We start from the raw sequence: 12,745 nt of genomic DNA, 5'->3' as shown, positions 1-12,745 counted from the left end.
CATGAAAATGCTACAAAAACTCGGACTCGGTATATTTCTGGCAGCGCTGCTACTCTTTAACCTGTTGCTTTTTATGGGCAATTTCAGGCTGACCGAGCAGAAGTTGCAACAGGTTACCAGCCCCGAAAACTACGAGATACTGCGCCCGGAACTGGAGCCTATCCTAGGCAAAACCTATAGCACCAGTTTCGCTTTTTCGCAGGATTTTAAGAAATACTTTGGAGCCTACAACACGCGCCAGCAGGAAAACGAGCAATGGGACCGCGTGATCTGGGACGATTATACGTTTGCCGCCACCAAAGCCGCCAGCGAAGGTTTTGTGGCCAATAACAAGCTTCTGCTCCTGTTGCTGACCGTTGCCTTGGGCACGGCGGGCGCACTCCTAAACATCCTGCCCAAGTACCGCGATGAGCCTGCCGGCATCAAGCATAACAGTGTCATGTTCTCGTCCAACAAATCGCGGGGCGTGATCGGCATCATACTTGGCGCTTACCTCATCGGCATCTACGTGCTGCTGTACTGGTTTCCAGAGTTTATCGTGAACTGGACGCTGCTCGTGGATCCGCTGAGCCAACTGCTTTCGGGCGGGCCGGCCAGCCAGTGGTTCCTGTATGGCACTATTTATACATTGGCCATTTTGGTGATGGGCGTACGCATGTTTCGGAAGTACCGGGGCAACAAGTACCAAACACTGCGCACCTCGTCCGTCATGTTTTTCCAGCTGAGTTTCGCCTTTCTTATTCCTGAGATTCTGGTGCTGCTCAATAAGCCCTGGCACGACTTCAAGAACATCTGGCCACTGGATTATACGTTCTTTTATGATTACCGTGTGGACGGCTTTTTAAACAGCGGAAGCATTGGTATGCTCATGTTTGTCTGGGGAATTTTGCTGATCATTTTAGGTGTGCCTTTAATGACGTACTTTTACGGCAAACGCTGGTACTGCAGTTGGGTTTGCGGTTGCGGCGGCCTGGCCGAAACCGCCGGAGACCCGTACCGTCATCTTTCCGATAAATCATTGAATGCCTGGCAAGTGGAGCGTTGGATGGTGCACGGTGTGCTGGTTTTTGCCGTCGTGATGACACTGCTGACGATAGTTAATTACTTTTCCGGCTTCGAGCTGCTGGGCCAATGGACGAACACGCTGCACGAGTGGTACGGCTTCCTGATTGGGGCTGCCTTTGCCGGTGTGGTAGGCGTAGGTTTTTACCCGCTGATGGGCAACCGCGTGTGGTGCCGTTTTGGCTGTCCGCTGGCGGCTTACTTGGGTTTGGTGCAGCGCTTTAAGTCCAGGTTCCGGATTACCACCAACGGCGGCCAGTGCATTTCCTGCGGCAATTGCTCTACCTATTGCGAAATGGGGATTGATGTGCGCTGGTATGCGCAACGCGGGCAAAATATTGTGCGCGCCTCTTGTGTTGGTTGCGGCGTGTGCGCCTCGGTTTGCCCACGTGGTGTACTGAAACTGGAGAACGGGCCGGAGCAACAGCGCATTGTTGATATTCCCATACTTACCGGCAACGAGTCGGTGAAGGTACTGAGCTAAGACACCCGAAGCCTAGCCCTGTTTTGATTATACGTTTAACCTGAATGACCGCTTTACTTTTAGTTTTTGTATTGATTTACGCCGCCGCCATGCTGTTCATACTTTTTTACAGCGTAGCCCAGGCTCACTTGCTATACAGGTTCAGGCGCTACCTTAAACGCGGCTCAGTTGCAGCACCCGCTGCGCCCAAGGTATGGCCAATGGTTACCGTGCAGCTGCCGCTCTACAACGAGAAGTATGTGGTCGAGCGATTGCTTGATGCCGTGGCCACTCTCGATTATCCTGCCGACAAACTCGAAATACAGATCCTGGATGATAGCGACGATGAAACTTCAGCCCTGGTGCAGCAGAAAATCCAGCAGTACCCGCACCTGCAGTTTCAGCACATACAACGCCCCGACCGCAGCGGCTACAAAGCGGGTGCGCTAAAGTATGGCTTAGAAATAGCCAAAGGAGCGTACATTGCTATTTTTGATGCTGATTTTATACCTAAGTCATACTTTCTCAAGCGCACAGTTCCATACTTCTCCGATGCCAAAACCGGCATGGTGCAAACCCGCTGGACACACCTCAACAAAACCTACTCGCTGCTTACCAGGCTGCAAGCCTTTGCCCTGGACGCGCATTTTTACATTGAGCAGGTAGGCCGCAACAGCCTAAGCGCTTACATCAATTTCAACGGCACGGCGGGTGTCTGGCGCAAGCAAACCATATTGGATGCCGGCAACTGGCAAGACGATACCCTGACTGAGGATTTGGACCTGAGCTACCGCGCTCAGATGAAAGGCTGGCGCTTTGTATACCTGCCCGAAGTGGAGTCGCCGGCGGAGTTGCCGCCCGTGATGAGCGCGCTAAAATCACAGCAATTCCGGTGGACCAAAGGTGGGGCCGAGTCGGCGGTAAAGCATTTGGGCAACGTGTTGCGCTCCAGCGCTCCGCTGCACGTAAAGTATCATGCGTTGGCTCACCTGCTAAATAGCTCTGTTTTTGTGGCTGTGCTACTGGCCTCGCTGGCAAGTATACCACTGCTTTGGGCGAAGGTTCACGGCCTTCTGCCGGAGGTGATTTTTGAAGTAGCGGCGATTACCTTGTTTAGTTTTTTGGTGATCAGCTTAGTTTACTTTCAGGCAAACACGCAGGAGCAAGGTTCGCTTTTCCGCCGCTTGGGCAGCTTTATACTTTACTTTCCGTTGTTTCTTTCCGTGTCGATGGGGTTGGCGCTGCATAATGCCGTAGCTGTTTGGGAAGGTTGGAGCGGCCGGAAATCACCCTTTATCCGTACACCCAAGTTTAACCTGGAAGCACGCGACAACAAGTGGCAGGACAATTTTTACCTGAATTTCAGGATGCCCTATACTACCTGGGCCGAAGGCTTGCTAGGTTTGCTGTTTCTAGGTGTAGCCGCCTGGAGCGTGGCGCAGCAAGAATATGGCCTTTTGATTTTCCATAGCATGCTGGCCGTTGGCTACCTGCTGGTGTTTTACCACTCTTTTCAATCGTACCGTAAAGTATAGACCGATGGCTCAAAAACTGCAATTCATATACAATGCTGAAACAGGTTTCTTTAACAAGCTAACCGATTTCGCACATAAAATAATTTCGCCTAAAACCTATGCCTGCAGCCTGTGCGCGCTAACCTATGGCAAATTTACCATGAAAGAAGAGTGGGCCGAGTACATTAAGAGCCTGCCCATGGAGGTAGAGTTTATCTATAAAAATGAGTGGAAGTTTGCGCCCGTGCGGCAGGAGTACCCACTGGTAGCGCTGCAAACCGGCACCGACCGCGTAGAAGTGCTGCTGGAAGCTTCTGAGCTAAATGAGCTTAAATCCCTCAAACAGCTAAGGACCAAACTTGACGAAGTGTTGCAAAATGCCTTTGTCGGCTAAAAAGCTTAAAGTCCTCGTTACTCAATCAAATCCAAAAGCCATGCTACGAAACCTGAAATTTCTCCCGCTCATACTTCTGCTCCTAGGCTGCTCCGGAGCCAGCAAAAGCAACACTGAAAGTATGGCCTCGCGGCAACTCGATTTTGATGCTTTTGGAGAATACTGGTATCAGGGCAAAGCCGAACTGAACAGCTATACGCTGGAGCAGTACCGCTACGGCGAGAAACGAGAAGGGGAGGCCGTGTTGATTTTTGTGACAGAGGATTTCTCGCGCGAGAAGCAGGTGAAACTGGACAACCCGCAGGCCAACGAGCAGGATGCGCAAAAGGTGCTCAAACTCAACCTGACAAAGAAGTTCGTGACAGGCATTTACCCGTATTCAATGATGCTGTCGGTATTCACGCCCGTGTATGATGCGGTGCCTGCGGTAAAAGTAACGGCTAGCTCGCAGGAGTGGTGTGGCCATACGTTTACGCAGTTGAACCGGCAGGGCGGCAAGTATAATGCGCAGCTGCGTTCATACTTCGAAAAGGAAAGCGACCAGCAACTTACCCTGGATGCCATGCCCGAAGATAACCTCTGGACGCTGCTGCGCCTCGACCCAAAGCAAATTGCGACCGGTGATATCAAACTCATTCCGGCGTTGCTAGACCAACGGATGACGCACGAAAAACTGGAGGAGGAAGACGCTATCATTCAAATTGTAGCAGCTGCAGATAGTATGGGCGGCTTTGCTGCCCAGGATTTAAACGTACTGGAGGTAAAGTATAAAGACTACCCACGCGTGCTGCGCATTTTTTATACTTCTGCTTTCCCGTATGAGATTGCCGGTTGGGAGGAAATCAGAACAAACCGAAACGGAGAAAAGGAGACAAGTCGTGCCACCCGCAAAGCAAAACTGATAACCGATTACTGGAGAAAAAACAGCACAACCGACGAGCCGCTACGCCAGAACCTGAAGCTAGACTGATTAAAGCTGGCTATACTTTTTAATGTAAATGCGGCTGCGGTCATAAGTCAAAATTTCCTGCCGTTCTAACTCGTTTAGCACCGATGTTACGGTTTGCCGGCTGGTAGCCGATAGTTTGGCGATCTCGTCGTGGGTGAGCTGCAATTTTACGACGCGTTCTTCGGGGTTCTGCGCAATTTCACGGCCATGCTCCTCCGCCAGCTCTTTAATAAACGCCCGTACACGCTGCTCCGCCGTTTTAAAAATCAACCCTTCCAGGCGGCTCTGCACTTTTTTCAACCGGAAGCCAATCAGCTTTGTAACCTGCAGGTTAAACTTCGGGCTGATTTCCATCATGCGCTGAAAGTTCTCAAGGCTTACCGAGCAGATCACCGCATCTTCGGTGGCTTCGGCAATTTCTTCGCGTGTGGCCTGTCCGGTTATCGATAATTCTCCAAAAACCTCGCCCGGCCCAAGTATGGCAAGTATAATTTCTTTCCCCGACTCCGATATGCGCGATATTTTAACGCGACCTTTCTTCAGCAGAAACACGGTGTTCGAGCTATCCTCCGGAAAGTAAATTACTTTATTGCGCGGCATGCTGCGCATAATGGCCATCCTGTCTATTTCCTCAATTTCCTTTTTAGAGAGGATCTTTAGCATGCTGAAATTTTCCAGGTACCAGAGTTTGGTTTCGGCCATGATAGGTGCTGATTTTTTGCAAAGCTACGGCTTTTCTCTATTTGATACGCAGAAATGCAAACATCTGGTAGCAAGTCTGGTTATCTACCAAACTGATAAATTGTCGGCTCACCGACAAACCCATGTAAACGTGAGTCGTACATTTGTATCTACAAATAAAGACTTTAAAAATTCAAAAGATAATGCTTAAACCAAGAACAGAAGTACCCGAGATAACAGTAGAAGTAGTAAACGGCGATGCCTGGAGCCTTTCCGGTTCTGATGCCGAATTTATGACCATGGTGGTTTTTTACAGAGGCTATCATTGCCCAATCTGCAAAACATACCTGCAAAACCTGGAGAGCAACCTCGATAAGTTTGAGGCGCTGGGTGTGAAGACCATTGCCATATCCAGTAACAATCAAGAGATTGCTGAGAAAACAAAGCAGGAGTGGGCATTGGAAAGGCTGCCTTTAGGCTATAACCTATCTATTGAAAAAGCGCGTGAACTAGGGCTGTATGTGTCTGAAGGTATCAACGAGAACGAGCCTGAAATATTCAGCGAGCCGGGTTTATATTTGGTAAAGGCAGACGGAAGTTTGTACGCTGCCGCCATCCAGACCATGCCGTTTACAAGGCCGAATTTTGATGAGCTGCTTGGCGCCCTTAAATTTGTCAAAGCCAAAAACTACCCTGCTCGCGGTGAAGCATAAGCTAACTCAAACTTAGATATGAAAGCCCGCTTAACCGTAAGCGGGCTTTTTTGTTTCTGCTTTTTCTTGTAGCGCAAAGATGCTCGTAGCCGTACCTAGGCATATACTTTACAACTACATGGAAAGAAGCAAAACACGGATAGAAGATCTGGCCCTGATTGGGGACCGGCGCACCTGTGCCTATATTTCTAAGGATGGCACGGTGGTGTGGTACTGCCCGGGCCGCTTCGATGCGCCTGCGCTGCTGGCTGGCCTACTGGATGAGGAGAAGGGCGGATTATGGCAAATACAAGCGGAAAACCTTCGGGCAAGCACCCGCTATTACCACAGCGACAGCAGCATACTTTGCACGCACCTGGCTACTGCATCCGGCGAATTAAAAGTTGAGGATTTTATGCCTATCGGTGCCAGTTTTAACGGGATCTGCCGCATGCTTTCTGAGGCACCGAACCAGCTAAAAGTAGTGCTTTCCGCAAAGCCGGATTACGCTCGCCAGGCGCCACTTCTCAAACCCGAGCCCGACGGGGCTGTAAGTATAAACGGCAGCATGTTTTTGTATGCCTCGCATCCGCTTCAGGTTCAGGATGATCAAATACTTTGCAATGTTCCTGCTGGCCAGGCTTCCTGGTTTGTACTGTGTGAGCAGGCAGCGGGCATTACGTCTGAAAAAATCAAACAAGCACATAAGGTAACCCAAGAAAGCTGGCAGGAAGTAACGAGCCACATCACCTATTACGGCCCCTACGAGCAGCAGGTGCGTAACTCGCTGCGAGTGCTCAGGCTGATGACCTTCGAGGAAAACGGGGGGATTATTGCGGCGGGCACTACCTCGTTGCCGGAAGTAAAAGGAGGTTTCCGGAATTACGATTACCGCTATGTCTGGCTGCGCGATGCCGCCATGATTGGCAGCGCCCTGACGCGCGCCGGCTCCGATGGGGAGGAAGAGCGCCGTTTTCTGAGCTTTATCTGTGATGCCATGCACCATGTGGAAGAGCCAGTGGTGCCGTTTTTCACGCTTGATAAAAAGCCCGCGCCTGGCGAGCTGCTGCTGCATCACCTGAAAGGGTATGCCCAAAGCCTGCCCATTCGTGTGGGCAATGATGCCAACGACCAACTGCAACTTGACGCCATCAGTAATGTGCTGCTTGCCGCCAAGCTTATCTACAACCGCTTCGATACACGCGAGCATTGGGAGTTGGTGGCCTGGCTTGCGGATTACCTCACTGAGCACTGGCACGAAAAAGACCATGGCCTGTGGGAGGAAACCCAGCTGCAACATTATACTTCCAGTAAAGTAGTGGCAGCCGTTAGCCTGGAGTACATCTCAGAGCATAGCCAGGAAGAGGAGCAGCGGCAGCGCTGGAAAAGTGCCGCCGCCGATATACGCGCTTTCGTGGATGAAAACTGCCTGACCTCTGAAGGGGCTTACGCTGCCTACGCAGGTTCCGAAGCGGTGGACGTGAGCGCCATACTTTTCCCGATCTGGGCCTATGTGGATGCTGATGCACCTCAAGTCCTTAAAACAGTTGAAGTGCTGGAGCGCGATCATTGCCAGAACCACCTGTTCCGAAGGCACCTGGTGGATTTTGATGCCAAACAGGAAGGTGCTTTTCTGGCCGGCACGTTCTGGGTGGCGCAATACTGGGTAATGCGCCGCGACTGGCAAAAATTTAAAGAGGTAATGGAGGCTGCGCTCGCTTTCATGAATGATGTGGGCCTGATGCCGGAAGAAGGTGACCCAGAAACCGGAGAGTATTTAGGCAATATCCCCCAGACCTTTGTGCATGCCTCTCTAATTGGGGCTGTGATTGATTACAAGGCCGCAATGGAACAAGAAAGCAACTAAAGTATGGATAAAGAGCAACCACACGATTTGCTGTACTGGCACGTCTGGACGGACGAGGAAGGCATCAGCCACCAGCGCCAATGTTCCATTGCCGGGTTCAGGCATGAAAGTATAAGTGAAGGAGCCGCACCACAATGGAACAAGCACTTACTGAAAGGCGAGCCAGCCAACATTTTGTTTGCAGAGTTGCCGGTGGGCTGGGTTGGAGAGTGGCACGAGAACCCAAAGCCACAATGGATCATCCCGCTAAGGGGCCGCTGGTTTGTAGAAACCATGGATGGGCACTGTGTGGAAATGGGCCCCGGCGACATCTCCTTCGGAGCAGATCAGCACACCAAACCTGCCAAAGACGGCAAGAAAGGGCACCTTTCGGGCACAGTTGGTAACGAGCCTGCGTTGCTAATGCTGCTTCAGTTAACTGATGATAAGTGGACAGCTGCACAACCCGGGGCTTTTTCCTGAATTATACTTTATGAACCTCACTAGAAATATAAACTCCACTGTATCATGGATTTAAAGATGAATGGCCGTGTGGCCGTTATAACGGGCGGCGACTCCGGCATGGGCCTGGCCACCGCTAAAATGATGGCCGCTGAGGGCGTAAAAATCATACTTGTTGATAAAACTTCCAAAGAGCTGAAACAAGCGTCAGAAGAAGTGCGCCAGCATGCTGGCAATGATACTGAAGTGTTAGCGTTTACAGCCGATCTTACTAAAAACGATGAAGTACTTGCCTTAGCTCAAAAAGTGAGAGAGACCTTTGGCGGGGCGCATATTCTGGCGCATTTTGCTGGTGAGCGTGGCGCTGCCGGAGACTTTCTGGAAATAACCGACAAAGGTTGGCTGGAAACCTTGGATACCGACCTGATGGCTGCTGTGCGTGTGTGCCGGGCTTTTATTCCGCAGATGCAGGACTTAGGTTGGGGGCGTGTTGTACTCATTTCTTCAGAAAATGCCTTACAACCTTATGAGGAAGAAAGCCCATACAATGCTGCCAAGGCTGCAGTAGTAAACCTATCTAAGTGCCTGTCACGGGCATACTCTAAAGATGGCTTGTTGATAAACTGTGTATCACCGGCATATGTAATAACACCGATGACAGACGAAATGATGGAGCAACAGGCTAAAGAACGAGGCGAGTCGGTGGAGGAGACCGTAGCATGGTTCCTGGATAACAAGCGCCCGCACATTAAAGTGAAGCGCCGTGGCCGTGCCGAGGAAGTAGCCGCGGTAGTAACTTTCCTGTGTTCTGAGATGGCCAGTTTTGTAAACGGTAGCAATTATCGCGTGGATGGGGGTTCCGTGGAAACGGCTTTTGGGTAAGTATAAACTTACTCTCAGGCAACCAACATGATTTGTCAAAGCTCCAGCGTCAGCTGATACCCTTCCTGCAATTTGTCGTGCTGATAGGTAAGGCTCGAAACGGAAATGCCAAGCAGCCGCACTGGGTATGCCGGGAGGTTGGGCGTGTGTAGCAACTCACGGGCTATGGTATAAATGGCGCTGGCCGAGTTAAACTCGCTTAGGTATGTTTTGCTGCGGGTATTTAGGGTAAAATCAAAATACTTTATTTTGAGCGTAACGGTTTTGGCGGATGCCTGCAGGCGGGCCATGTCCTGGGCCACTTCCTCGGAAAGATACTGCAGGCGCTCCAGCATGTCGGGCTCCTCGGTCAGGTCCGCATCAAAGGTGCGCTCCGAGCCGATGGATTTCCGGATGCGGTGCGGCTGCACCTGCCGCTCGTCCTGTGCACGAGCAATGCGGTAGTAGTAGCGGCCAACCTTCCCGAAATGGCGCACCAGTTCCTGCTCACTGAAGCGTTTCATATCACCACCCGTCAGGATGCCCATGCTCCGCATTTTAGCGGCGGTAACCTTGCCTATCCCATGAAACTTCTCGATCTCTAGGCCGGCAACCAGGTCCTCGGCCATGTCGGGGGTAATCAGTGTAAAACCGTCCGGTTTGTTCATGTCGGAGGCGATCTTTGCCAAAAACTTGTTATACGACACGCCCGCCGAAGCCGTGAGCCTGGTTTCCTCCAGAATGCGCTGTTTTATCTCACGCGCGATGATGCTGGCCGAAGGCATCCCAATTTTGTTCTCGGTTACATCCAGGTAGGCCTCATCCAGCGACAAGGGCTCTACCAGATCAGTGTAGGAGTGGAAGATTTCCCGGATTTGCCGCGACACGGCACTATAGACATCAAACCGGGACTTCACAAAAATTAGGTGCGGGCAGCGCTGGGCAGCAATCTTAGAGGCCAGTGCCGAATGCACGCCATACTTGCGCGCCTCATAACTGGCTGCTGCTACTACACCACGGGCTTTGGAACCACCCACAGCCACAGGTTTTCCGCGCAGCTCGGGGTTGTCGCGCTGCTCCACGGAGGCAAAAAAGGCGTCCATGTCGATGTGGATGATTTTGCGGATGGGGTGGTCCAAGGGTGTAGGCTATAGGTTACAAAGATACTAATTCTGCTGCAGGAAGTATAACCAGATGCGCCTGGGCCGGTTATACTTACCATAGATAGAATCGTATAGACAAGCTGATAAAAAAACGAAACAAAATGGCAGAAAAAATATGGTTTATAACCGGCGTTTCAAGCGGTTTTGGGCGCACCCTGGCCGAAGCAGCAGCCAAACGCGGCGACAAAGTGATCGGCACGGTAAGGCAGCAAAGGCAACTGGAAGAGTTTAATGCCATTGCTCCCGGCAACACCTTTGCCTATCTGCTGGACGTGATAAACCCCGATGGCGTGAAGGAAACCGTGGCAGCCGCCGTGAGGCACATGGGCCGGATAGATGTGCTGGTAAACAATGCGGGTTTTGGCTTTCTGGGCGCAGTAGAGGAAGCTAAGGTGCAGGAATTTAAGGAAGTGATGGAGACTAACTTTTTCGGGGCCTTGCAGGTTACGCAAGCCGTGCTGCCGTTCATGCGCCAGCAGGGCGGCGGGCATATCATCCAGATGTCGTCGGTGGCGGGTTTCCGGAGCACGCAAGGCTTTGGCGTATACAATGCCAGCAAGTTTGCGCTGGAAGGTATGAGCGAGGCGCTGGCGCAGGAAGTAGCGCCACTGGGTATCAAAGTTAGTATTATTGAGCCCGGCCCGTTTCGTACCAACTTTGCGGGCTCAAGTATAAAAAGTACGCAGAACGTAATGCCTGAGTACGAAGGCACCGCGCATGTCTTTAAAGACAGGATTCTGGGCTATGCGGGCACGCAGGAAGGCAACCCGGAAAAAGCCGCGCAAGTGGTGCTGCAGTTAGCGGACAGTGATTCGCCTCCGCTTCGCCTGCCGCTGGGCCAGACTGCCTACGATGCCGTTAGAAACAAGCTAAACCAGGTAGCGCAGGATTTGGATGCTTGGGAAAGCATTGCCACCAAAACATCTTTTGATGACTAAACCGAAGACGCTGCCAGCGTTAGCCAAAACATAAACCGGCGCTGGCGACATTTATAAACAATGAATACTAAAACACTGAAAACTATGAAACACATACTTAAACCCACCTGTATGCTGGCTTTTCTAGCCTTTCTCGGTTGTGCCGAATCCTCGCGTACCACAGAGGATACTACCAACGACAGCATGGCTGTAAACTATAACTCCGATGCCGATACGGTAGCCACAGTTACAGAGCCAAACCTCGTACTTCCGGCACCAGACACCACGCACAGGGCCCAAAAAAGAAGCAAAACTATTGGCTGGCCACAAGGTAAAACCCCGGTTGCTCCGGTAGGTTTCACGGTAACCAAGTTCGCTGCTGATTTAAAGCATCCGCGCCGCATTTATATAGCCCCAAACAAAGATATTTTTGTGGTGGAGTCGGATGATGAGCAAAAGAGCGCTAACCAGATTACGCTTTTTCGGGATACGAACAACGATGGCCAACCCGAGATGCGCGAGGTATTCATGACAGGCCTGAAACAACCCTACGGCATGCTGGTTTTAAATGGGTATTTCTACGTGGCCAACACCGACGGCTTGATGCGCTACCCTTACAAAGCAGGGCAAACGAAGCTAACAGCTTCGGGCGAGAAACTGCTTGACCTGCCCGCCGGCGGCTACAACCACCACTGGACGCGCAACCTCATTGCCAGCCCCGATGGCTCCAAAATATACATCTCTGTGGGGTCGGCCAGTAATGTGGGGGAGTACGGCATGAAAGAAGAGGAGCGCCGCGCCAACATCTTGCAGGTAAACCCTGACGGGACCGGAGAAAAAGTATATGCGAGCGGCTTGCGCAACCCTGTAGGCATGGACTGGTACCCAGGCAGCAACACACTATGGACAGCCGTGAACGAGCGCGATGAAATAGGCGATGAACTGGTGCCCGACTATCTGACAAGCGTAAAAGAAGGTGCTTTCTACGGCTGGCCGTACTCATATTTTGGCCAGAACATAGACCCGCGTCGTAAAGGCGAAAGACCAGATTTGGTACAGAAAGCCATCATGCCCGAAGTGCCGCTGGGTGCGCACACCGCATCTTTGGGGCTGGAGTTTTACAATGGCAGCAAATTCCCGGCAAAGTATAGAAACGGAGTATTTATTGGTCAGCACGGCTCCTGGAACCGCACTGAGTTTGCTGGATATAAAGTGGTATTCGTACCTTTTCAGGATGGCAGGCCAAACGGCAAGTATGAGGATTTTCTGACTGGTTTTATAGCTGATGCCAGCAAAAACGAAGTATACGGCCGGCCAGTGGGCATTGCTGAGTTACCGGACGGCTCGCTGCTAGTAGCCGACGATGAAGGCAACACCATCTGGCGTGTTGCAGCTAAGTAAAGTAATAGCAACCTATAAAGAGAGAGTGCTGCTGGTGAAATGCCAACAGTACTCTATCTTTCATAGGCTATAGCTTATCCAGTAATTTTATTTTTGGAGTGCCCTGTACGCCGGCTGCTTTCATTGCTTGCTTCAACTCATCAGATTGGCGAAACTGATTAGCTTTATCTAGATCTGCGGCTTCAAAAAGGACGCTGATTTCGTTTGGCTTATCTTGGTTGCGCCATATGTAGAGCTCTTTTAGTGATGCCTGCTCCCGTTTAGTCTTATGTGCGTCATATGCAGGTTTCCATTTGCCATAATCTTCAACTTCGTGTATAATCAGAATGTATTTCATTTT

Annotated in this window: 13 protein-coding genes; 10 read left to right on the top strand and 3 right to left on the bottom strand. The window is 51.2% G+C overall.

Annotated features, from left to right (window positions below; translation table 11 throughout):
• Position 1: 1 nt before the first annotated feature.
• The 4 genes from D1627_RS00520 to D1627_RS00505 are packed head-to-tail and all read left to right on the top strand — an operon-like array spanning position 2 to position 4,403.
• Positions 2 to 1,546: a 4Fe-4S binding protein gene (locus tag D1627_RS00520; RefSeq protein ID WP_119431051.1), complete on the top strand. Its 1,545-nt coding sequence runs from the start codon at positions 2 to 4 to the stop codon at positions 1,544 to 1,546.
• Positions 1,547 to 1,590: 44 nt separating this feature from the next.
• Positions 1,591 to 3,060, top strand: a complete 1,470-nt coding sequence (locus D1627_RS00515; RefSeq protein WP_119430273.1) for a cellulose synthase family protein — start codon at positions 1,591 to 1,593, stop codon at positions 3,058 to 3,060.
• A gap of 4 nt (positions 3,061 to 3,064) precedes the next feature.
• Positions 3,065 to 3,433, top strand: a complete 369-nt coding sequence (locus tag D1627_RS00510; protein WP_119430272.1) for a GTPase — start codon at positions 3,065 to 3,067, stop codon at positions 3,431 to 3,433.
• A 40-nt stretch (positions 3,434 to 3,473) separates the two neighbouring features.
• Entirely contained in the window at positions 3,474 to 4,403 is a 930-nt protein-coding gene (locus D1627_RS00505) for a hypothetical protein (protein ID WP_119430271.1), read from the top strand.
• Here the strand turns inward: D1627_RS00505 and D1627_RS00500 are convergent, their stop codons facing one another.
• On the bottom strand, positions 4,404 to 5,084 hold the full coding sequence (locus tag D1627_RS00500) for a Crp/Fnr family transcriptional regulator (protein ID WP_119430270.1): 681 nt from the start codon (positions 5,082 to 5,084) through the stop codon (positions 4,404 to 4,406).
• 182 nt (positions 5,085 to 5,266) lie between these two features.
• Between D1627_RS00500 and D1627_RS00495 the strand changes: the two genes are divergently transcribed.
• The 4 genes from D1627_RS00495 (at position 5,267) to D1627_RS00480 (ending at position 8,945) form a co-directional block, all read left to right on the top strand.
• Complete coding sequence (locus D1627_RS00495) at positions 5,267 to 5,776, top strand: peroxiredoxin-like family protein (protein ID WP_119430269.1); 510 nt, start codon at positions 5,267 to 5,269, stop codon at positions 5,774 to 5,776.
• 118 nt (positions 5,777 to 5,894) lie between these two features.
• The gene (locus D1627_RS00490) at positions 5,895 to 7,622 is read left to right on the top strand and encodes a glycoside hydrolase family 15 protein (protein ID WP_119430268.1); all 1,728 of its coding nucleotides are present in this window, start codon (positions 5,895 to 5,897) and stop codon (positions 7,620 to 7,622) included.
• A 3-nt stretch (positions 7,623 to 7,625) separates the two neighbouring features.
• Positions 7,626 to 8,084, top strand: a complete 459-nt coding sequence (locus tag D1627_RS00485; protein ID WP_119430267.1) for a cupin domain-containing protein — start codon at positions 7,626 to 7,628, stop codon at positions 8,082 to 8,084.
• Positions 8,085 to 8,129: 45 nt separating this feature from the next.
• The gene (locus D1627_RS00480; RefSeq protein WP_119430266.1) at positions 8,130 to 8,945 is read left to right on the top strand and encodes an SDR family NAD(P)-dependent oxidoreductase; all 816 of its coding nucleotides are present in this window, start codon (positions 8,130 to 8,132) and stop codon (positions 8,943 to 8,945) included.
• 35 nt (positions 8,946 to 8,980) lie between these two features.
• On the opposite strand, the gene dinB is transcribed toward D1627_RS00480, so the two are convergent.
• Positions 8,981 to 10,063: a DNA polymerase IV gene (dinB, locus tag D1627_RS00475; protein WP_262697011.1), complete on the bottom strand. Its 1,083-nt coding sequence runs from the start codon at positions 10,061 to 10,063 to the stop codon at positions 8,981 to 8,983.
• Positions 10,064 to 10,188: 125 nt separating this feature from the next.
• Between dinB and D1627_RS00470 the strand changes: the two genes are divergently transcribed.
• Together D1627_RS00470 and D1627_RS00465 are read left to right on the top strand one after the other, a co-directional pair.
• Positions 10,189 to 11,025 (top strand): oxidoreductase, encoded by an 837-nt coding sequence (locus D1627_RS00470; RefSeq protein WP_119430265.1) that lies wholly within the window; start codon positions 10,189 to 10,191, stop codon positions 11,023 to 11,025.
• An 84-nt stretch (positions 11,026 to 11,109) separates the two neighbouring features.
• Positions 11,110 to 12,405 carry a PQQ-dependent sugar dehydrogenase gene (locus D1627_RS00465; RefSeq protein WP_119431049.1) on the top strand — a complete coding sequence of 432 codons (1,296 nt, stop codon included), beginning with the start codon at positions 11,110 to 11,112 and terminating at the stop codon, positions 12,403 to 12,405.
• A gap of 67 nt (positions 12,406 to 12,472) precedes the next feature.
• On the opposite strand, the gene D1627_RS00460 is transcribed toward D1627_RS00465, so the two are convergent.
• Entirely contained in the window at positions 12,473 to 12,742 is a 270-nt protein-coding gene (locus tag D1627_RS00460; protein WP_119430264.1) for a cyclase, read from the bottom strand.
• Between the last annotated feature and the right edge of the window lie 3 nt (positions 12,743 to 12,745).

Source organism: Pontibacter oryzae (assembly GCF_003576375.1).
In the GTDB taxonomy this organism is placed as follows: domain Bacteria; phylum Bacteroidota; class Bacteroidia; order Cytophagales; family Hymenobacteraceae; genus Pontibacter; species Pontibacter oryzae.
The sequence above is the reverse complement of the archived record's forward strand: the minus strand, read 5'-3'. Positions and strand labels throughout refer to the sequence as shown.

Coding starts and splice junctions, on each gene's coding strand:
- D1627_RS00515 (WP_119430273.1), top strand. CDS start 1,591: ATGACCGCTTTACTTTTAGTTTTTGTATTGATTTACGCCGCCGCCATG.
- D1627_RS00470 (WP_119430265.1), top strand. CDS start 10,189: ATGGCAGAAAAAATATGGTTTATAACCGGCGTTTCAAGCGGTTTTGGG.
- D1627_RS00500 (WP_119430270.1), bottom strand. CDS start 5,084: ATGGCCGAAACCAAACTCTGGTACCTGGAAAATTTCAGCATGCTAAAG.
- D1627_RS00465 (WP_119431049.1), top strand. CDS start 11,110: ATGAAACACATACTTAAACCCACCTGTATGCTGGCTTTTCTAGCCTTT.
- D1627_RS00520 (WP_119431051.1), top strand. CDS start 2: ATGAAAATGCTACAAAAACTCGGACTCGGTATATTTCTGGCAGCGCTG.
- D1627_RS00485 (WP_119430267.1), top strand. CDS start 7,626: ATGGATAAAGAGCAACCACACGATTTGCTGTACTGGCACGTCTGGACG.
- D1627_RS00510 (WP_119430272.1), top strand. CDS start 3,065: ATGGCTCAAAAACTGCAATTCATATACAATGCTGAAACAGGTTTCTTT.
- D1627_RS00495 (WP_119430269.1), top strand. CDS start 5,267: ATGCTTAAACCAAGAACAGAAGTACCCGAGATAACAGTAGAAGTAGTA.
- D1627_RS00460 (WP_119430264.1), bottom strand. CDS start 12,742: ATGAAATACATTCTGATTATACACGAAGTTGAAGATTATGGCAAATGG.
- D1627_RS00480 (WP_119430266.1), top strand. CDS start 8,130: ATGGATTTAAAGATGAATGGCCGTGTGGCCGTTATAACGGGCGGCGAC.
- D1627_RS00505 (WP_119430271.1), top strand. CDS start 3,474: ATGCTACGAAACCTGAAATTTCTCCCGCTCATACTTCTGCTCCTAGGC.
- D1627_RS00490 (WP_119430268.1), top strand. CDS start 5,895: ATGGAAAGAAGCAAAACACGGATAGAAGATCTGGCCCTGATTGGGGAC.